Genomic DNA, 20,251 nt, shown 5'->3' on the forward strand with positions numbered 1-20,251 from the left:
GGGCCCGGCGCTCACTTGCAGTACCAGTCGGCCGGTACGCCCCGCGCCGTCTGCGCCCAGTGGCCCTCCCGGCTCGCAGCGCAGATGTCCTCGGCCGCCTTCTCCACCGCGATGTACCACTCGCGGACCGTGCCGTCCGCGCTGCCGCTCATCAGTGCCCGGCCGCCGGGCCAGAACGACAGGGACAGCACACTGCCGGTGTGCCCGGACAGCACGGCCGACGTACGGCGCGCCGCCACGTCCCACAGGCGCACGGTGTCGTCGTCCCCGCCCGAGGCCAGGGTGCGGCCGTCCGGACCGAACGCCAGCGAGGCGACGCTGCTGGCGTGCCCGTGCAGCCTGGCGGACAGCCGGTGGCCCGGTACGTCCCACAGCAGGATGTCGTGGTCCGTGCCGGAGGTGGCCAGGGTCTTCCCGTCCTGGGTGAGGGCGGCGGCGAAGATGGGGTAGGAGCGGCCGGTGAAGCGGGCGGTCTCGTCGAGGGTGGCCACGTCCCGCAGCCGTACGATGCCCTGGTCGTCGACGTTCTCGGTGACCACCAGGGTCCTGCCGTCCGGCGCGAAGGTGACGGTGGATCCGCTGCCCTCCAGTTTGCGCGCGGCCGTCTGCCGGTGACCGGCCACGTCCCACAGGAGAAGGTTGCGGTCGTCCCCGACGGTGGCCAGTCTGCTGCCGTCCGGCGAGAAGACCGCCTGCCGGACGGTGTTCGTGTGCCCGCGCAGGGTGCCGACCAGCCGGCCGGTGCGCACGTCCCACAGCCGGACCGTACGGTCGGCGTGCACGGACGCGAACACGTCGCCCTTCGGCGAGAACACCAGACTCGTGATCATGCCGGCCGGTGCGTCGAGCGTCCGCAGCGGCCGCGGCCGGTCGGCCGACCACAGCGTCAGCTGGCTGCCCGCGGCGGCGATGCGCCGGCCGTCCGGGGACACCGCCACCGAGGTGATCGCGCTCTGCCGGCCGCCGATCATCTCCGGGCCGCCGCCGGCGGAGCGCCACAGCCGGACCGTGCCCGTGTCGTCGTCCGACGGCGCCGCCAGGGCCGAGCCGTACCGCGTCCAGGACAGCGCGCTCGCCGACTCCACGCGGGCGGTGAACTTCTCCCGGGCGTGCCGGGAATTCACGTCCCACAGCCGGACGATGCCGTCGTAGCTGGCGACGGCGAGGGTTCGGCGGTCCGGTGACCAGGCCAGGGCGGTGATCCGGTCGGCGGTGCCGGTGAGTTCGCCGAGGAAGCGGCGCCCGGCGACGTCCCAGAGCCGGACCGTGCGGTCCCCGCCCCCGCTGGCCAGGATGCCGCCGTTCCAGTTGAAGGCCAGCGCGAACACCGACTGGAGGTGGCCGGTGAACGTGGCCAGCGGCCGGCGGGTGCGCGCGTCCCACAGCCGGACCGTACGGTCGTCACCGGCCGACGCCAGCACCTTGCCGTCCGGCGAGAAGGCCACCGCCGTCACGTTGCCGGTGTGCCCGGCGAGGTCGGCGACCGTGCGCTGCGAGGCCACGTCCCACAGCCGTACCGCTTTGCCGGCACTGCCGGACGCGAGGGTGCGGCCGTCGTGGGAGAAGGACAGCGACACCACGCGGCCGGTGAGGCCGGTCAGCACACCGAGCAGGCGGCGCCGGGCGACGTCCCACAGCCGTACGGTGCTGTCGTCCCCGGCGGTCGCCAGGACCTTGCCGTCCGGGCTGAAGGCGAGCGCGTACACCGGGCCCACGTGGCCGACCAGGGTGCCGAGCATGCGGTTGGTGGCGGTGTCCCACAGCTTGACCGTGCGGTCCATCGAACCGGTGGCCAGAGTACGGCCGTTCGGACTGAAGGCCACCGCGTTCACGACGCCGGTGTGACCGGTGAACTGGTTGGCGCGGTAGGCGGCGTAGGCGCTGAGCAGGCTGCCGCGCGCCTCGGCGGTCTGCGCCTGCCGGTAGCCGTACAGCGCGGTCAGTGCCGCCGCCTGGGGCTGCTCGCGGCGCAGCTCCCCGGCCTCCGCCGCGTACTGGCGGGACACCGCGATCCGGCGCTGCTGCTCGGCGCCCGCCCGCTGCTGGAAGGCGATGCCCGCCGCGATCACGGCCAGGACGAGGAGGGCGGCGAGCGTCGCGGTCAGCCAGCGCGTGCGGTGGCCGCGCCGCCGGTCGGCGCCGGTGGCGCTGCGCAGGAAGTCCTGCTCCAGGGCGTTGAGCTGGGAGCCGTGCAGACGCGCCCAGGCCTGCGCGCCGGCCAGCTGCGCGCCCCGGTACAGCGCGCCCGCGTCCCGGCCCAGCTCGTGCCACGCCTCGGCGGCGGCGGTGAGCCTGCGGTGGGTGCGCAGGGCCTCCCGGTCCTCGTCCAGCCAGTGCCGCAGCCGGGGCCAGGCCCGGATGACGGCCTCGTGGGCGACCTCGACCGTGCCGTCGGCCAGCACGATCAGCCGGGCGTCGGCGAGCTTGCGCAGCAGCCCGTCGATCTCGTGCGGGCCGGCCAGGCCGTCCAGTTCGCGGCGGGACAGCCGGCGCCGGGTGTCCTCGGTGCCCTCGCCGAGCGCGGTCAGCCGCAGGAACACCGCCCGCATGACGTCCCGCTGCCGGGGCGCGGCCTCGTCGTACATCCGCTCGGCGGTCTGCGCGACGGCGCCGCGCATCCCGCCGGTGGCGCGGTAGTCGGCCAGCCGCAGGGTGTCGTCGCGGCGGCGGTGCCACGTCTCCCGCATCGCGTGCCCGACCAGCGGCAGCGCACCCGGCTGTCCGGCCGCCTCGGCCAGCACCGCCTCCAGCAGGTCGGCGTCCACCCGGACGCCGCAGCGGACGGCGGGCTCTGCGATGATGTCGCGCAGCTCGGCGCGGCTGGGCGGCCCGACGGGCAGCTGGGCGGCGGTGCGCAGCACGGCGACCAGGTCGGGGTGGGTGAAGCAGCGGGCGTAGAAGTCGGCCCGGATGCCGGCGGCGACCCGGACGCGCCGGCCGCCGGAGCGGGCCAGGTCGGCCACCGCGCCGAGGAACGCGGTGCGCTCGGCCTCGTCCGCGCAGAGCGTGAAGACCTCCTCGAACTGGTCTATGACCAGCAGGGCACGGGAGGTGTCGGGCCGCCCGGCGAGCCAGGTGCGCAGCGCGAGGTCGAGGGCGGCGGGGTCCTCGTCCATCCGGCGGCGGAGGGCGGCGGCCCGGTCTTCGGGGGTGGTGGTCGGAGTGTCGGTGTCGGGGACGGGATGCGGCTCGTGGGTGGGGGTCTGCCGGGGAGCGGCAGGCTCGGGGGGCTTTGAGGGTTCGGGGGGCTCCGAGGGTTCGGGGGCCGCGGAGGGTTCGGGGGCCGCGGAGGTCGCGGGAGTTCCGGGGGCCCCGGAGGACGCGGGAACTTCCGGAGTCCCGGAGGGCGCGGGAGCCTCGGGACTCCCGGCAGCCTCGCCGCCCCCGCGGGCCCCGGGAGAATCGGCCGTCCCCGGGACGGCCGTAGGCACGTCGTCCCCCGGAACCGCAGGGCCCGTCGCGCCCCCGCCTCCGGCCTCCTCCCCGTCCCGGCCCGCCTCCCCAGGCCCTCCCGCCTCCACATCCCCACCCGCCTCGGCCCCCACCGCCCTGGCCGCGTCCCCGGCCTCCGGGACCGTGTCGGCGCCCGTACCGTCGCCGTTCCGCGGGCCCGGCTCCGCCACCAGGCGGGCCACCGCCGACGCCAGGGCGGTGAGCGGCCGTGGGCCCGGGGTCAGCAGCACCGGGTGCCAGTGCGCGCCCAGGTGCGGCAGCAGTCCGGCGCGCAGCAGGGAGGACTTGCCGCTGCCCGAGGCGCCGAACACCACGGTCAGCGCGTGCTGTTCGACGCGCCCGGACACTTCCTCGACCAGCGTCGCGCGGCCGAAGTACTCCGCGGCGTTCGCCGCTTCGAAGGGGGCCAGCCCGGGGTACGGGCACCGCCCGGCGCCCGGCCGGTCCTCGCCCGCCCCGGCGGCGGCCCGCCACCGCGCCTCCCACTCGGCCCGGTCCCCGCCGCACGCCTGGGCGTAGGCCAGGACGACGTCCAGCGTCGCCAGCCGCTCCCCCTTGGCCGCCTCCGCCAGCGTGCTGGCCGAATAGTGCGCCGTCTTGGCGAGCGTGCGGTAGCTCGGTGTCCCGGCCCGCTCCCGCAACCGCCGTAGTTCCCAGGCCAGCCGCTCCACCGGCCCGGCCTCCGGGTCCACCGGCCGTTCCGGCCGACCGAGCCGGGGCTTGTGCTGTCCTGGCCCTGCTATTCCCGCCACCTTCTTCCCTGCCCCGGGGCCGCCCCCACGGCCCAACTCCCCATTGTCCGTCTTGTTTGTCACGGGCGAGCTGCACTTTCGGACAACTCCGCGGCGTTGCAGAGTCGTGCTCGCCGGCACCGCCGGGGGGCACAACGGGGGTGGTGCGAGTCGGCACGTCCTCGCACCGCGGCACCCCCGGCGCGCCGGAGCACGACCGCGGCCGTAGCTTCCTACGACTTCACGTCTTGGACCTCCGCACCATAGGTACGCCGCCGCCACCGCCCCTACCGTGTGCCGGTGACCACGCACCCCGCCGGCGGCCCGCCGGGACCGCCGTTCGACGCCGCGGCGGCGCGGCGGCTGCGCGAGGCGCTCGGTATGACGCCCGCGCACGTCGCGTACGGGATCTGGGCGGCGTACGGGATCCGCGTCGCGCCGGCCACGGTGACCGCCTGGGAGCGTGGCACGGCGTCCCCCTCCGGGCCCGAGCTGACCGCGCTGGCCGGTGCCCTGTGGTGCGCGCCGGGCGAACTGCTCGGCACGCCGCGCACCCTGCGCGAACACCGGCTCGCCCGGGGCGTGGCGGCGGACGACCTGGCCCTGCGCATCGGGATGGAGCCCGTCGCGTACGCGCGCATGGAGGCGTCCGGGGTGTGGTCGGGAAACGAGCGGCAGGCGGCCGGGCTGGCCGAGGCGCTCCAGCTGCCGTGCCGCGCGCTGATCGAGCTGACCGGCCAGAACGGGAAGCTGGCCGAGTTGCTGCGCAGTGCCGCGACCACGCGCTGGCAGGCGTACGTGCGCCCGGTCGCCACAGTGGTCCCGCTGCCCAGGCCGCGCCTCCAGGCCGCTCTGAAGGGGCTGCACGGCGACTACCAGGGTCTGACGGCCGCCTCGTTGAACTGGGGCGGCAGCGGGAGCGCCGTGGAATCGGGCCGGGCCGGGCAGGACTTCCTCGATGGCATCCTGGAAGCGTTCTGGGCGCGGGCCGGCGGAGGGTGACGGCGGCCCGGCCGCGATGTCGGGGGAGGCAGCACGGTGGACGGTACGGCTCAGGGCGCCACGGCGGACTTCTGGTTCGACCCCGTGTGCCCGTACACCTGGAACGCCGCGCAGTGGATACGCGAAGTGGCGCGGGTCCGCCCGGTACGGGTGCGCCGGCACCTGATGAGCCTTCAGGTGCTGAACGAGGGCCGGGAGGTCAACCCGGAGGACCCGGACGGTGAGTGGGGCGCGTACCTGTGGGCGCCGGTGCGGGCCTGTGCCGCGGTGGAGCAGCGGTACGGGCCCGAGGCCCTGGACCGTTTCTCCCTCGCCCTCGGTGTCCGGCTGCACCACCGGGGCGAGTGGGACGGGATCGAGCGCGCGCTCGCGGACGTGGGGCTGCCGGGTGAACTGGCCGCGGCGGCGTGGACGACGGAGTACGACGCGGCGATCCGGGCCTCGCACGCGCGCGCCGTCGCCCTGGTCGGCGAGGACGTCGGCACACCGGTCGTCGCGGTGGACGGGGTGGCCTTCTTCGGGCCGGTGGTCTCCCCCGCCCCGCGCGGCGAGACGGCCGGGCGGCTGTGGGACGGCGCCCTGCTGATGGCCTCGGTGCCGGGCTTCTACGAGCTGCGCCGCCCGGCCGCCGCGGAACCGGACTTCGGCCCCGAGCCGTCCGGCGCCGTCCGCCCCGTCGGCCATAAGTCGGACGGCCGTCCGTCCACGGGATGACACGGGGTGGCCGGGTCGGACTTCCGGCCGGTGCGGCTTTCGCGACTTCGGGCTGAGGATCCGGGTGACCTGTGCGTTCGAGAATGGGACAGCACCACACCTCCGCCCCACGGGCCCCGCCCGGCTCCGCGGAGTCCGGTGTGCCGCCGGGGCCCACCGCCCCGGGGCCCGACCGTCCCCGTTCCAGGAGTTCCCCGTGTCCCATGCGGCCGCCTTCCCCGCCCCCGCCCGAGCCACCGCGGCCGTCGCCGCCCGCGCCACGGACCTGAGCAAGGTCTACGGCCAGGGCGAGACCCGCGTGGTCGCCCTGGACAACGTGTCCGTCGAGTTCGGCCGGGCCCGCTTCACCGCGATCATGGGCCCGTCCGGCTCCGGCAAGTCCACCCTCATGCACTGCATGGCCGGCCTGGACTCCATATCCTCCGGCTCCGCGCGGATCGGCGACACGGAACTGACCGGGCTGAACGACAAGCACCTGACCCGGCTGCGCCGCGACAAGATCGGCTTCATCTTCCAGGCGTTCAACCTGCTGCCCACGCTCACCGCGCTGGAGAACATCACGCTCCCCATGGACATCGCCGGCCGCAAGCCGGACCGCGCCTGGCTGGACCGGGTCATCACCACGGTCGGCCTGTCCGGGCGGCTCAAGCACCGGCCCGGCCAGCTCTCCGGCGGCCAGCAGCAGCGCGTCGCGGTGGCCCGCGCGCTCGCCTCCCGGCCCGAGATCATCTTCGCCGACGAGCCCACCGGCAACCTCGACTCCCGCTCCGGCGCCGAGGTGCTGGGCTTCCTGCGCGAGTCCGTACGGGCGATGGAACAGACGATCGTCATGGTCACCCACGACCCGGTCGCCGCCGCCCACGCGGACCGGGTGGTCTTCCTCGCCGACGGCCGCATCGTCGAGGAGCTGTACGAGCCGACCGCCGACGCCGTCCTGGACCGGATGCGGCTGTTCGACGCCAAGAACCGCACGAGCTGACGCCCGCCGCCCCCCACCCCAGGACTGACACCACCACCATGTTCCGAACCGCCCTGCGCAACGTCCTCGCGCACAAAGCCCGTCTGATGATGACCGCGCTCGCGGTCCTCCTCGGCGTCGCCTTCGTCTCCGGCACCCTCGTCTTCAGCGACACGGTCGGCGAGGCCGTCAGGAAAGCCTCGTCCAAGAGCTTCCAGGACGTGGCCGTCTCCGTGCAGGCGACCACCCCGCCCGACGCGCCCGCCCAGGAGGACGAGCACGGCCGCCGCAGCACCCGGCTGAACGACAAGCTGGCGGACCAGGTCCGCGCGCTGCCGGGCGTGGCCGCCGTGCACGCCAACGTCACCGGCCGCGCCACCGTCGCCGACAAGGACAACCAGCCGATCGGCAACGACTGGCAGAACATGGCCACCAACTACCAGCCGGGCCCGGACGGCAAGGACAGCCGCTACCCGCTCGTGCAGGGCCGCGCCCCGGTCTCGGCCGGCGAGCTGGCGCTGGACGAGGGCACCGCCGAGAAGGGCGGGCTGAAGGTCGGCGACACGGTGCGCTTCGCCACCGACGGTCCGGCCCTGCACAAGAAGCTCGTCGGCATCGTGCACTCCGAGGACCCGAAGGTCACCGCGGGCGGCAGCCTCGCGCTGTTCGACACCGCCACCACGCAGCGGCTCTTCACCCGCCCCGGCCAGTACGACGAGCTGGTGGTGGCCGCGCGGCCGGGCACCGACGAGAAGGCGCTGACCGCCGCCGTCGAGAAGCTGCTGCCGAAGGACTACGCGACGGCGACCAGCGGCAGTGAACTGGCGGCCGAGCAGGCCCGGATGGTCGAGCAGAGCAACCAGGCGATGAGCAAGACGCTGCTGGCCTTCGCCGGCATCGCGCTGTTCGTCGGCATCTTCATCATCGCCAACACCTTCACCATGCTCATCTCCCAGCGCAGCCGTGAGATCGCGCTGATGCGGGCGATCGGTGCCTCCCGCCGCCAGGTGGTGCGCTCGGTGCTGGCCGAGGCGGGCCTGCTCGGCCTGGTCTCCTCCGTCGTCGGCTTCGCGCTCGGCACCGGTATCGCGGTCACCATGCGGGCGGTGCTCGACGCCAACGGCGCGGGCTTCCCCGACGGCCCGCTGGTGATCAGCCCGAACGCGGTGCTGTCCGCGCTGGGCGTCGGTGTGCTGGTGACCGTGCTGGCCGCCTGGCTGCCGTCCCGCAAGGCCGCGAAGATCGCCCCGGTCGAGGCGCTGAACACCGTGGACGCGCCGCCCGCGCTGCGCAGTCTGGTCGTCCGCAACGTCATCGGTGCGATCGTCACCGCCGTCGGTGTCGCGCTGATGCTCTACGTCTCCACCCTGAAGAACGCCGAGGACATCACGCCGGCCATGGCCGGCTCGGCGCTGACGCTGACCGGTGTCATCATCCTCGCGCCGCTGCTGTCCCGCCCGCTGGTCGCGCTGGCCGGCAAGGTCACCACCCGGATCTTCGGGGTCAGCGGCAAGCTGGCCAAGGAGAACGCGCTGCGCAACCCGCGCCGTACCGCCGCCACCGCCTCCGCCCTGATGATCGGCCTCACCCTGATCACCGGCATGACGGTCGCCGGCGTCTCGGGGCAGCGGGCCTCGGACGAGATGGCCGCCCAGGGCCTGACCGCCGACTACCAGGTCAGCACGTCCAACTTCCGCGGCCTGGACCCGAAGCTGACGCAGCGGACCGCGAAGCTGCCGGGCGTGACCGCGGCGGTGCCGATGCGCTCGGCCCCCTTCGAGACGGACGGCGGCTACGGCCAGCTCACCGGTACCGACCTCGCGCACATCGACAAGGTCACCGACCTCACGTTCCGCAGCGGTTCGCTGGACGCGGTCCGCGACGGCGGGGTCGCGGTCTCCCGCAGCCGGGCGGAGAAGCTGGGCTGGAAGACGGGCGAGACCCACGAGGTCGGCTTCTTCACCGGCACGGACAAGAAGGAGAAGGCCCGGCTGAAGGTCGCCGGCATCTACGAGGACAACGCCGCCATCGGCGATCTGTTCGGCGCCACCGCGCTGGTCGACCCGCACATCAAGCCCCTCAAGGACGAGAAGGTCCTGATCAAGACCGCGAACGGGCCCGACGCCGGGCTGGTGAAGGAGATCCGCAAGTCCCTCGGCGACAGCCCGCTGCTCAAGGTCCAGGACCGGGACGACCTGCGCAAGGAGAACGCCGGGCAGATCGACACCGTCCTGAACATGGTCTACGGGCTGCTCGGCATGGCCGTGATCATCGCGGTGGTCGGTGTGGTCAACACCCTGGCGATGTCGGTCTTCGAGCGCACCCGGGAGATCGGGATGCTGCGCGCCATCGGCCTCGCCCGCAGCGGCATCAAGCAGATGGTCCGCCTGGAATCCGTCGTCATCTCGCTGTTCGGCGCGGTGCTCGGCATCGGCGTGGGCGTCTTCCTGGCCTGGGCCGGCGGCAAGATGGCGGCCGGCTCGATGCCGACGTACGAGATGGTCCTGCCGTGGGACCGGCTGGGCATCTTCCTGGCGATCGCCCTGGTCGTCGGCGTCCTCGCAGCCGCCTGGCCGGCCCGCCGCGCCGCCCGGCTGAACATGCTGGAGTCCATCGGCGCCCAGTGACCCGCCCCTGAGCGCTCCTCCCGCCCGTCCGCCCCGTCCCTCCTCCCCCAGGGACGGGGCGGACGCTTTCCGGCGCGGAGCGGACGCCGGGCCCGCCCGGACCGGAAGCGAGGGTTGGCCCGTCCCGGACGGGCAACCCGCTCCGGCATGGCAGCCGAACCGCAATCCGAGAAACCCACCGCTGTGATCGCCCACTCCTGGTGGGCCGTACTGCGGCGTACGGCCAAGGAGTTCGTGGACGACGAACTGCACGACCGTGCCGCGGCCCTCACGTACTACGGGGTGCTCTCCCTCTTCCCCGCGCTGCTGGTGCTCGTCGCGATGCTCGGGGTGGTCGGCAAGTCCGCGACCGACGCCGTCCTCGGGAACCTGGAGGAGATCACGCCGGGTGCCGCGCAGCAGATCCTGCGCGGCGCGGTGCGCCAGTTGCAGGACGGCCCCGGCACGGGCAGCGTGCTGGCCGTCGTGGGCCTGCTGGGCGCGCTGTGGTCGGCCTCCAGCTACATCGCGGCCTTCATCCGTGCCGCGAACGCCGTCTACGACCTCCCGGAAGGGCGGCCGGCGTGGAAGACGCTGCCGCTGCGGCTGGGCGTGACGGTCGTCCTGATGGTGCTGCTCGCCGTCAGCGCGGTGATCGTGGTCTTCACCGGCACGCTGGCCCGGCAGGCGGGCCGGGCCCTGGGCATCGGCGACACCGGCCTCGCGGTCTGGTCGGTCGCCAAATGGCCCGTGCTGCTCCTGCTCGTGGTGCTGATGATCACCCTCCTGTACCGGGCCACACCCAATGTGCGCGGCCCGGGTCTGCGGTGGCTGTCCCCGGGCAGCTTCCTGGCCGTCGCGCTGTGGCTGGCCGCCTCGGCGGGCTTCGCGCTGTACGTGGCCAACTTCGGCTCGTACAACAAGACGTACGGCACCCTGGCGGGCGTCATCGTCTTCCTGGTCTGGCTGTGGCTGTCGAACCTGGCGGTCCTGCTGGGGCTGGAGTTCGACGCCGAGCTGGCCCGGCAGCGGGCCATCGCCGAGGGGCACCCGCCGCGGGAGGAGCCGTACGTCGAGCCGCGGGACACCCGTACGTGGCCGGACCGTCTGCGCCGGCCGCGCAGGCGCCGCCGTACGGGGCCGGAGCCCTCGCCGGACCACTGACCTCGGGCGGCCACTGCACCAAAAAGGTGAGCGTCTGCACTACTGCCGCCCCAGCGGGTACCCCTGTCCTTCCGGAGCCCCATCCACGGCGCGGACCCGAGCGCCTCCGAGTGCTGAAGGAAACCGAGAGCAGTGACAGACGTAGCGAGCCAGGGACCGGCGCCCGGCGACGAACGGCCGGTGCTCACCAACCGGCAGGGCCACCCCGTCTACGACAACCAGAACCAGCGGACGGTCGGCGCACGCGGGCCGGCCACGCTGGAGAACTACCAGTTCCTCGAAAAGATCAGCCACTTCGACCGGGAGCGCATCCCCGAGCGGGTGGTGCACGCGCGCGGCGTGACCGCGTATGGCTGGTTCGAGAGCTACGGCAAGTGGGGCGACGAGCCTATCGGCCGCCACACCCGGGCCAGGCTGTTCCAGGAGGCCGGCAAGCGCACCGAGGTGGCCGTGCGGTTCTCCACCGTGATCGGCGGGCGGGACTCCTCCGAGACGGCCCGCGACCCGCGCGGCTTCGCGGTGAAGTTCTACACCGAGGACGGCAACTGGGACCTGGTCGGCAACAACCTGGGGGTGTTCTTCATCCGGGACGCGATCAAATTCCCGGACGTCATCCACGCCCTGAAGCCCGACCCGGTCTCGCACGAGCAGAAGCCGGGGCGGATCTTCGACTTCATGTCGCAGACGCCCGAGTCGATGCACATGCTGGTCAACCTCTTCAGCCCGCGCGGCATCCCCGCCGACTACCGGCACATGCAGGGCTTCGGCGTCAACACCTACAAATGGGTGAACTCCGAGGGGAAGACCGTCCTGGTCAAGTACCACTGGATGCCCAAGCAGGGCGTACGCAGCATGACCGAGGCGGACGCCGCGGCCGTACAGGCCCACGCGCTGGGCCACGCGACCAAGGACCTCTACGAGGCGGTCGGCCGCGGCGACCACCCCGAGTGGGAGCTGCTCGTCCAGATGATGGACGACCACGACCACCCCGAGCTGGACTTCGACCCGCTGGACGACACCAAGACCTGGCCGGAGCAGGACTTCCCGCCGAAGCCGGTCGGCCGGATGGTGCTCGACCGCATGCCGGACAACTACTTCGCCGAGAACGAGCAGATCTCCTTCGGCACCGGTGTCCTCGTCGACGGCCTGGACTTCTCCGACGACAAGATGCTCGTCGGCCGGACCTTCTCCTACAGCGACACCCAGCGCTACCGGGTCGGCCCGAACTACCTCCAGCTGCCGGTCAACCGGGCCAAGCACGCCGCCGTGCACACCAACCAGCGCGACGGCCTGATGGCGTACGAGCAGGATCAGCACGGCGGGAACCCGGAGGTCAACTACGAGCCGTCGGTCCTCGGGGGCCTGCACGAGGGGCAGTACCCGACACACGACGAGCAGGGCCCGGAGATCCGGGGCCGGCTGACCCGCAAGCGCATCCCGCGCACCAACGACTACCTCCAGGCCGGGCAGCGCTTCCGGCTCATGGAGGACTGGGAGCGCGACGACCTCGTCACGAACCTCACCACCGCGCTCTCCCAGGCCGACCGCGCGGTCCAGGAGCGGATGGTATGGCACTTCCTGCTCGTCGAGAACGAACTCGGCCTGCGGGTCGGCGAGGGGCTGGGCATCGGACCCGGGGACGTGGCCCACCTGGAGCCGCTGGCGAGCCAGGACCTGACGGAGGACGACCGCAAGCGGCTGGCGCGGCTCGGCGACAACCCGCCGCGGGACGTCACCGGGCTCACCATGACCCACTGCGTCCCCGACGAGCGGCACGTCGTCACCGCCTGAGAGGAGGTCCGGTCGGGTATGGCAGCGCCCAGGCGGTACGCGGTCGCGGCGTCCGGACGGTGGGTGGACGACGAGGACGGGCGCAGGCTCCCCGCGGGCGAGGTGCACGCGTGGGAGCAGGGCCTGAACCAGACCGTGTGCGGCCTCTCGCTCAGCCGCTCGCAGCTGGGGCGGTTCCCGCACATCGCATGGCCGGACATCTTCCCCGAGTCGGGCGGGGCCGCGGACCGGGTCCGGCGGGTGTGCCCGCGCTGTGCGTCGGTGGCCGGGTGCCGGGGCGGGGACGCCCGCCCCCGCCGGCACCGCACCAACCCGCGGCCGTGACGGCCCGGCGCCGCCGTGCGGAGGTACGGCACGGCGGCGCCGGGGCGGCCGTACGGGCCGGCCGGTCCCGGTACCGGTCAGCCGGGCCAGGTGCCGGTGGCCTTGCGGACGGCCACCGCACCGCTGCGGTCCACGGCCGCCTTCACCACCGCCAGCGTCGCGCCCTGGAGCGCGGCGGCCGGCAGCACCTCCCGCCAGCGGCGTTCCTCGTCCGTGGCCTTCGGCGCGTCCTCCTCACCGCCGGCCAGCTTCCACAGGCGCTTGAACAGCACTCCGGCCAGCACCCCGCCGAGGGCGCCGAACATCATCCCCAGGGGCTTGTAGAGCAGTTTGATCATCAGTGGCGTCCTTTGCTCCGGCAGGCCCGCCGGGCCTTGGCGCCCGCCGTGGTGAGCGGGCGAGCGGTCTTCTTCGTACGCAGCTTCGTACGCGACAGGTACGGGCGCATCCGCGCGCGGCCACGGCGCCGCAGCACCAGCGCGCCGGCCAGCAGCACCCCGCCCGCGACGGCGGCCGTGCGGACGGCGGTGGAAGCCGCCAGCCGGTCCGTTGCCGCCGCGGCCCGGTGCCGCGTCCGGTCCTTGAGCTGCGCCGCCTTCTCCTGCGCGCGGCTCTTCACATCGGCCTTGTCGGCCAGCGCGGCCACCGTGTCGCCGAGTTCCTGCCGGGTCTGCTCGATACGGGCACGCAGCTCGGCCGGGCTCGCGCCGTCGCCACCACCGGAGTCACTGGTCATCGCCGGGCCCTCTCCCTGATCGTCTCGATGTCCTGCCGGACGCTGCGCACGGCCTCCTCGGGCACCGGCGGGGTGGCCCGGCGGATCCGCTGCCGGCCGAGCAGCCCGAGGACCGCCGCCAGCACCAGCAGAGCTCCGACGACCACGAGACCCGCGGCCCACAGCGGCAGCACCAGCCCCAGCGCGATGATCGCGGTCGCCACCAGCGCCTGTGCGGCCAGGAACGCCACCGTCCCGGCACCGCCGAGCAGCCCGCCGCCCGCGCCGAAGCGCCTGCCCTTGCGCGCCAGTTCCGTCTGCGCCAGGCGCATCTCGTCGCGCACCAGGCGGGACAGCTGCTCCGACGCCTGGGTGACCAGCTCGTTGACCGGCCTGCCGTCCGGCCGGGCCGTCCGGTGATCCACGAAATCGCTCATCCCGGTCACGCCTCCTTCCTTGTGCGCGCCGGGTACCTCTTCAGGGGCCGGTTAACCGGAACGTTGGCCCGTACGGGTGCCGGGAACCCGCGTACGGCCGGGTACGGGGACGGGAGAGCGCGAACGGCGCGCGTCCCCGGCGGGGAGCGCGCGCCGTTCGGCGGGCGGGCGGGATCAGAAGACCGACTCGGCCTCCTGCATCCGGTCCAGCGGCACGGTCTTCAGCTCGGTGACCGCGTCGGCCAGCGGGCTCATCACGATGTCCGTACCGCGCAGGGCGGTCATCTGGCCGAAGTCGCCGCGGTGGGCGGCCTCGACGGCGTGCCAGCCGAAGCGGGTGGCCAGCACCCGGTCGTACGCGGTGGGCGTACCGCCGCGCTGGACGTGGCCGAGGATGACCGGGCGGGCCTCCTTGCCGAGGCGCCGCTCCAGCTCGCGGGCGAGGGCGGTGCCGATGCCCTGGAAGCGCTCGTGGCCGTACTGGTCGATCTCGCCGTGGCCGTAGTCCATCGTGCCCTCGGCGGGGTGCGCGCCCTCGGCGACGCAGACCACGGCGAACTTCTTGCCCCGGGCGAAGCGCTCCTCGACCATCGTGACCAGGTCGTTCACGTCGAAGGGGCGCTCCGGCAGGCAGATGCCGTGGGCGCCGCCGGCCATCCCGGACTCCAGCGCGATCCAGCCCGCGTGCCGGCCCATGACCTCGACGACCATGACCCGCTGGTGGGACTCGGCGGTCGTCTTGAGGCGGTCGATGGCCTCGGTGGCGACACCGACGGCGGTGTCGAAGCCGAAGGTGCGGTCGGTGGCGGAGATGTCGTTGTCGATGGTCTTGGGCACGCCGACGATCGGCAGACCGGCCTCGGCGAGCATCTTCGACGCGGTGAGCGTCCCCTCGCCGCCGATCGGGATGAGCACGTCGATGCCGTACTCACGGGCGAGGTCCTTGCCGTTCTCGCACGCCTCGCGCAGCCGGGCGCGCTCCAGGCGGGCGGAGCCCAGGATGGTGCCGCCGCGGGCGAGGATGCCGCTGACCGCGTCCAGGTCCAGCTTGCGGTAGCGCCCGTCGAGCAGCCCCTTGAAGCCGTCCTCGAAGCCGATGACCTCGTCGTCGTGGCCCGTCAGGGCCCGGTGCACCACCGAACGGATCACTGCGTTGAGGCCGGGGCAGTCGCCGCCTGCGGTGAGGACTCCGATACGCATGGTGCTGTGTCTCCTGTGTGCTCGCTGCTGGTTCGTGTGAGCCGGTCCGATTGTTTCACGGGCCGGGAGGCGGTGCCCGCACGGCACCGGGCACCGCTGCCGTCGCCCGCTGACACATGCGTAAAACTGGAAGAGCGGCTTAACCACAGCCGCAGGTATTGTCAAGGGGGGCAAGCTCACCATAACGGGTAATTTGACCTTGCGAAGCGACGGATGGATCGGAGAGCACGCGTGACGCGCAGCGTGTACGTGACCGGGATCGACCGCGGCGACGGCCGCCAGGTCGTCGAGCTGGGAGTGATGGAACTCCTGACCCGCCATGTCGACCGGGTGGGCGTCTTCCGCCCGCTGGTGCACGACGGACCCGACCGCCTGTTCGAATTGCTGCGGGCGCGCTACCGGCTCTCCCAGCCCGCCGAGACCGTCTACGGCCTCGGCTACGAGGAGGCCGCCCGCCTCCAGGCCGAGCAGGGCACCGACGAGCTGGTCTCCCGGCTCGTCGAGCGCTTCCACCGGGTGGCCAGGGACCACGAGTACGTCCTGGTGCTCGGCTCCGACTACGCGGCCACCAGCCTGCCGGCCGAGCTGAACCTGAACGCCCGGCTGGCCAACGAGTTCGGCGCCGCGGTGCTGGCGGTCGTCGGCGGCCAGGGCCAGGAGGCCGAGTCGGTGCGCGCCGAGGCCCGCAACGCCTACCGCGCCTACCACTCGCTGGGCTGCGACGTCGTCGCGCTGATCGTCAACCGGGTGGCGCCGGAGCAGCGCGCGGCCGTCGCCGAGCAGCTGGCCGCGCACCTGCCGGTGCCCTGCTACGCGCTCCCGGAGGACGGCGCGCTCTCCGCGCCCACCGTCGGCCAGATCGTGCACGCGCTCGGCGCCGAGGTGCTGCTCGGCGACGACTCGGGGCTGGCCCGCGACGCCCGGGACTTCGTCTTCGGCGGCGCCATGCTGCCGACCTTCCTCAAGGCGCTGACCCCCGGCTGCCTGGTCGTGACCCCCGGCGACCGCGCCGACCTGGTCATCGGCTCGCTCGCCGCGCACAGCGCCGGCGCCCCGCCGATCGCGGGCGTGCTGCTGACCCTCGACGAGCGGCCGGGCCCGGACATCATGGCGCTGGCCAACCGGCTCGCCCCCGGCACTCCGGTGATCTCGGTGGCCGGCGGCTCCTTCCCGACCGCGGCCGAGCTGTTCGCCATCGAGGGCAAACTGAACGCCGCGGCGCCGCGCAAGGCGGAGACCGCGCTCGGCCTGTTCGAGCGGCATGTGGACACCGCGGAGCTGACGAACCGTATCTCCGTCGCCCGCTCCGGCCGCGTCACACCGATGATGTTCGAGCACGAGCTGATCGAGCGCTCCCGCTCCGGCCGCCGCCGCGTCGTCCTGCCCGAGGGCACCGAGGAGCGGGTGCTGCGCGCCGCCGACGTACTGCTGCGCCGCGACGTGTGCGACCTGACGCTGCTGGGCGAGGAGAAGGCGATCCGCAAGCGCGCCGCCGACCTCGCCATCGACCTGGCCGACGCGCAGATCACCGACCCGCAGACCTCGCCGCTGCGCGAGCGCTTCGCCGAGCTGTACGCCAAGCTGCGCGCCCACAAGGGCGTCACCTACGAGCTGGCGTACGACGTGGTCGCGGACGTGTCGTACTTCGGCACCCTGATGGTGCAGGAGGGCCTGGCCGACGGCATGGTCTCCGGCGCGGTGCACTCCACCGCGGCGACCATCCGCCCCGCCTTCGAGATCATCAAGACCAAGCCGGGCGCGCAGATCGTCTCCTCGGTCTTCTTCATGTGCCTGGCCGACCGCGTCCTGGTCTACGGCGACTGCGCGGTCAACCCGGACCCGGACGCCGAGCAGCTGGCGGACATCGCCATCCAGTCGGCCACCACCGCCGCGCAGTTCGGCGTCGAGCCGCGGATCGCGATGCTGTCGTACTCCACCGGCTCCTCCGGCTCCGGCGCGGACGTCGACAAGGTGCGCAAGGCCACCGAGCTGGTCCGCGAGCGCCGTCCCGACCTGCTGGTGGAGGGCCCGATCCAGTACGACGCGGCGGTGGACGCCGCGGTGGCCAAGACGAAGCTGCCGGAGTCCGAGGTGGCCGGCCGGGCCACCGTGCTGGTCTTCCCCGACCTGAACACCGGCAACAACACCTACAAGGCCGTCCAGCGCTCGGCGGGCGCGGTCGCCGTCGGCCCGGTCCTCCAGGGCCTGCGCAAGCCGGTCAACGACCTCTCGCGCGGCGCGCTGGTCCAGGACATCGTCAACACCGTGGCCATCACGGCCATCCAGGCGCAGGGCGCGGCACCGGGCGGCTCGCCCGCCACCGCCGGCATCTGACGCCCCGCCCCGCCCGTCCCCCCACAACCAACCGAAAGCTGCTTCATGACTGCCAACGCCACCCGCGTCCTCGTCCTCAACTCCGGCTCCTCGTCGGTGAAGTACCAGCTGCTCGACATGCGCGACGGCTCGCGCCTCGCCGTGGGCCTGGTCGAGCGGATCGGGGAGGAGACGTCGCGCCTGGCGCACACCCCGCTGGCCACCGGCGGCGACAAGAGGGAGCGCACGGCCCGGATAGCCGACCACGAGGAGGCGCTGAACGCGGTCGCCGAGGAGCTGTCCGCGGACGGGCTCGGCCTGGACTCGCCGGAGCTGGCCGCGATCGGGCACCGGGTGGTGCACGGCGGCCTGAAGTTCACCGAGCCGACCGTGATCGACGACGCGGTGCTCAAGGAGATCGAGCGGCTGGTGCCGGTGGCGCCGCTGCACAACCCGGCGAACATCACCGGCATCCGGACCGCCCAGGCGCTGCGGCCCGACCTGCCGCAGGTCGCGGTCTTCGACACCGCCTTCCACACCACGATGCCGGAGCACGCGGCGCGCTACGCCATCGACGTGGAGACGGCCGACGCGCACCGCATCCGCCGGTACGGCTTCCACGGCACCTCGCACGCGTACGTCTCGCGCAAGACCGCCGAGCTGCTCGGCAAGGCGCCCGAGGACGTCAACGTCATCGTGCTGCACCTGGGCAACGGCGCCTCCGCGTCGGCGGTGGCCGGCGGGCGCTGCGTGGACACCTCGATGGGCCTGACCCCGCTGGAGGGCCTGGTCATGGGCACCCGCTCGGGCGACATCGACCCGGCCGTGGTCTTCCACCTCAAGCGGGTGGCGGGCATGGACACGGACGAGATCGACGTCCTGCTCAACAAGAAGAGCGGTCTGATCGGGCTATGCGGCGACAACGACATGCGCGAGATCCGCCGCCGTGTCGACGAGGGCGACCAGCGGGCCGCGCTCGCCTTCGACATCTACATCCACCGGCTGAAGAAGTACATCGGCGCCTACAGCGCGGTGCTGGGCCGGGTGGACGCGGTGGCGTTCACCGCGGGCGTCGGCGAGAACGCCGCCCCGGTGCGCGAGGCCGCGGTCAAGGGGCTGGAGGAGCTGGGGCTGGCGGTGGACGCCGACCTGAACGCTGTGCGGTCCGACGAGGCGCGGCTGATATCGCCCGAGTACGCACGCGTCGCGGTCGCCGTCGTCCCCACCGACGAGGAGCTGGAGATCGCCAACCAGACGTACGCCCTGGTCAGCAACTGACTCGTGGCAGCTGCGGCCAGGCACCGGCGGCACCCGTCCGGCGCCTGGCCGCTCCCCCGCTTCCGGGCACCCGAGCCCAAATAATTCCGCTCCGAAACAAACGATAGGATCGATCCCATGCGCCGTTCCAAAATCGTCTGCACCCTGGGCCCCGCCGTCGACTCCTACGACCAGCTGAAGACGCTGATCGAGGCCGGCATGAACGTGGCCCGATTCAACATGAGCCACGGCACCCACGCGGAGCACGAGGAGCGCTACCACCGCGTCCGCAAGGCCGCCGAGGAGACCGGCCGCGCCATCGGCGTGCTGGCCGACCTCCAGGGCCCCAAGATCCGCCTGGAGACCTTCGCCGACGGCCCCGTCGAGCTGGTGCGCGGTGACGAGTTCGTCATCACCACCGAGGACGTGCCGGGTGACAAGACCATCTGCGGCACGACCTACAAGGGCCTGCCCGGTGACGTCTCCAAGGGCGACCCGGTCCTGATCAACGACGGCAACGTGGCGCTCCAGGTGGTCGAGGTCGACGGCCCGCGGGTGCGCTGCATCGTCATCGAGGGCGGCGTCATCTCCGACCACAAGGGCATCAACCTGCCCGGTGCGGCGGTCAACGTCCCGGCGCTGTCCGAGAAGGACATCGAGGACCTGAAGTTCGCGCTCAACATGGGCTGCGACCTGGTGGCGCTCTCCTTCGTCCGGGACGCCAAGGACGTCAACGACGTGCACCGCGTGATGGACGAGGTCGGCCGGCGCGTACCGGTGATCGCCAAGGTGGAGAAGCCGCAGGCGGTCGCCAACATGGAGCAGGTCGTCGCGGCCTTCGACGGCGTCATGGTGGCCCGCGGCGACCTCGCCGTCGAGTACCCCCTCGAAAAGGTCCCGATGGTGCAGAAGCGCCTGGTGGAGATGTGCCGGCGGAACGCCAAGCCGGTGATCGTGGCGACCCAGATGATGGAGTCGATGATCACCAACTCGCGCCCGACCCGCGCCGAGGCGTCCGACGTCGCCAACGCGATCCTGGACGGTGCCGACGCGGTCATGCTCTCCGCCGAGTCCTCGGTCGGCCAGTACCCGATCGAGACCGTCAAGACGATGTCGAAGATCGTCGAGGCGGCCGAGGAGGAGCTGCTGTCCAAGGGCCTGCAGCCGCTGGTCCCCGGCAAGAAGCCCCGTACGCAGGGCGGCGCGGTGGCCCGCGCGGCGGCCGAGATGGCCGACTTCCTCAACGGCAAGGCCCTGGTCGCCTTCACCAAGTCCGGTGACACCGCCCGCCGCCTGTCGCGCTACCGCGCGGCCCAGCCGATCCTGGCCTTCACCACCGACGCGGCCACCCGCAACCAGCTCGCGCTGAGCTGGGGCGTGGAGACCTTCGTCGTCCCGCACGTGGAGCACACCGACGAGATGGTCGACCTGGTCGACGCCGAGCTGCTGAAGCTCCAGCGCTACAACGACGGCGACACCATGATCATCACCGCCGGCTCGCCCCCCGGCGTCCCCGGCACCACCAACATGGTCCGCGTCCACCACCTGGGCGGCGACCGCGCCTGACGCACGGCGTCCGACGTGAA

15 protein-coding genes are annotated in these 20,251 nt (G+C 73.0%); 10 read left to right on the forward strand and 5 right to left on the reverse strand.

The window, feature by feature from the left end:
* Nucleotides 1-11: 11 nt before the first annotated feature.
* Complete coding sequence (locus ACH4FX_RS28265; protein ID WP_398483585.1) at nucleotides 12-4,205, reverse strand: hypothetical protein; 4,194 nt, start codon at nucleotides 4,203-4,205, stop codon at nucleotides 12-14.
* A 273-nt stretch (nucleotides 4,206-4,478) separates the two neighbouring features.
* Between ACH4FX_RS28265 and ACH4FX_RS28270 the strand changes: the two genes are divergently transcribed.
* The 7 genes from ACH4FX_RS28270 to ACH4FX_RS28300 all read left to right on the forward strand — a co-directional run bounded on the left by ACH4FX_RS28270 (nucleotide 4,479) and on the right by ACH4FX_RS28300 (nucleotide 12,743).
* Nucleotides 4,479-5,186, forward strand: a complete 708-nt coding sequence (locus tag ACH4FX_RS28270; protein ID WP_398483587.1) for a helix-turn-helix domain-containing protein — start codon at nucleotides 4,479-4,481, stop codon at nucleotides 5,184-5,186.
* A gap of 36 nt (nucleotides 5,187-5,222) precedes the next feature.
* A complete protein-coding gene (locus ACH4FX_RS28275; RefSeq protein ID WP_398483589.1) occupies nucleotides 5,223-5,900 on the forward strand; it encodes a disulfide bond formation protein DsbA in 678 nt (225 codons plus the stop codon).
* Between the two features lie 196 nt (nucleotides 5,901-6,096).
* On the forward strand, nucleotides 6,097-6,879 hold the full coding sequence (locus ACH4FX_RS28280) for an ABC transporter ATP-binding protein (RefSeq protein WP_398483590.1): 783 nt from the start codon (nucleotides 6,097-6,099) through the stop codon (nucleotides 6,877-6,879).
* 38 nt (nucleotides 6,880-6,917) lie between these two features.
* A complete protein-coding gene (locus ACH4FX_RS28285; protein WP_398483592.1) occupies nucleotides 6,918-9,485 on the forward strand; it encodes an ABC transporter permease in 2,568 nt (855 codons plus the stop codon).
* 147 nt (nucleotides 9,486-9,632) lie between these two features.
* Nucleotides 9,633-10,628, forward strand: coding sequence for a YihY/virulence factor BrkB family protein (locus ACH4FX_RS28290; RefSeq protein ID WP_398483594.1), 996 nt, complete (start codon nucleotides 9,633-9,635; stop codon nucleotides 10,626-10,628).
* A gap of 132 nt (nucleotides 10,629-10,760) precedes the next feature.
* A complete protein-coding gene (locus tag ACH4FX_RS28295) occupies nucleotides 10,761-12,419 on the forward strand; it encodes a catalase (RefSeq protein ID WP_398483596.1) in 1,659 nt (552 codons plus the stop codon).
* 18 nt (nucleotides 12,420-12,437) lie between these two features.
* Nucleotides 12,438-12,743: a hypothetical protein gene (locus tag ACH4FX_RS28300; RefSeq protein ID WP_398483598.1), complete on the forward strand. Its 306-nt coding sequence runs from the start codon at nucleotides 12,438-12,440 to the stop codon at nucleotides 12,741-12,743.
* A 77-nt stretch (nucleotides 12,744-12,820) separates the two neighbouring features.
* Here the strand turns inward: ACH4FX_RS28300 and ACH4FX_RS28305 are convergent, their stop codons facing one another.
* The 4 genes from ACH4FX_RS28305 to ACH4FX_RS28320 form a co-directional block, all read right to left on the reverse strand.
* Nucleotides 12,821-13,081, reverse strand: a complete 261-nt coding sequence (locus ACH4FX_RS28305; protein WP_398483600.1) for a DUF4235 domain-containing protein — start codon at nucleotides 13,079-13,081, stop codon at nucleotides 12,821-12,823.
* Nucleotides 13,081-13,479: a DUF3618 domain-containing protein gene (locus ACH4FX_RS28310; protein ID WP_398483602.1), complete on the reverse strand. Its 399-nt coding sequence runs from the start codon at nucleotides 13,477-13,479 to the stop codon at nucleotides 13,081-13,083. Before ACH4FX_RS28310 ends, ACH4FX_RS28305 begins: the two co-directional genes overlap by 1 nt.
* Nucleotides 13,476-13,895, reverse strand: coding sequence for a phage holin family protein (locus ACH4FX_RS28315; RefSeq protein ID WP_398483604.1), 420 nt, complete (start codon nucleotides 13,893-13,895; stop codon nucleotides 13,476-13,478). The genes ACH4FX_RS28310 and ACH4FX_RS28315 overlap by 4 nt, the downstream gene beginning before the upstream one ends.
* A gap of 174 nt (nucleotides 13,896-14,069) precedes the next feature.
* The gene (locus tag ACH4FX_RS28320) at nucleotides 14,070-15,095 is read right to left on the reverse strand and encodes an ATP-dependent 6-phosphofructokinase (RefSeq protein WP_398483606.1); all 1,026 of its coding nucleotides are present in this window, start codon (nucleotides 15,093-15,095) and stop codon (nucleotides 14,070-14,072) included.
* Between the two features lie 231 nt (nucleotides 15,096-15,326).
* Here ACH4FX_RS28320 and pta point away from each other — a divergent pair, with 231 nt between their 5' ends.
* The 3 genes from pta (at nucleotide 15,327) to pyk (ending at nucleotide 20,231) form a co-directional block, all read left to right on the forward strand.
* Nucleotides 15,327-17,429 carry a phosphate acetyltransferase gene (gene pta, locus ACH4FX_RS28325; protein WP_398483608.1) on the forward strand — a complete coding sequence of 701 codons (2,103 nt, stop codon included), beginning with the start codon at nucleotides 15,327-15,329 and terminating at the stop codon, nucleotides 17,427-17,429.
* A gap of 45 nt (nucleotides 17,430-17,474) precedes the next feature.
* Nucleotides 17,475-18,686, forward strand: coding sequence for an acetate kinase (locus ACH4FX_RS28330; protein ID WP_398483610.1), 1,212 nt, complete (start codon nucleotides 17,475-17,477; stop codon nucleotides 18,684-18,686).
* Between the two features lie 117 nt (nucleotides 18,687-18,803).
* Nucleotides 18,804-20,231, forward strand: coding sequence for a pyruvate kinase (gene pyk, locus ACH4FX_RS28335; RefSeq protein WP_398483612.1), 1,428 nt, complete (start codon nucleotides 18,804-18,806; stop codon nucleotides 20,229-20,231).
* The last annotated feature ends 20 nt before the right edge of the window (nucleotides 20,232-20,251 follow it).

The organism is Streptomyces sp. NPDC018019 (assembly GCF_044327805.1).
Lineage (GTDB): Bacteria > Actinomycetota > Actinomycetes > Streptomycetales > Streptomycetaceae > Streptomyces.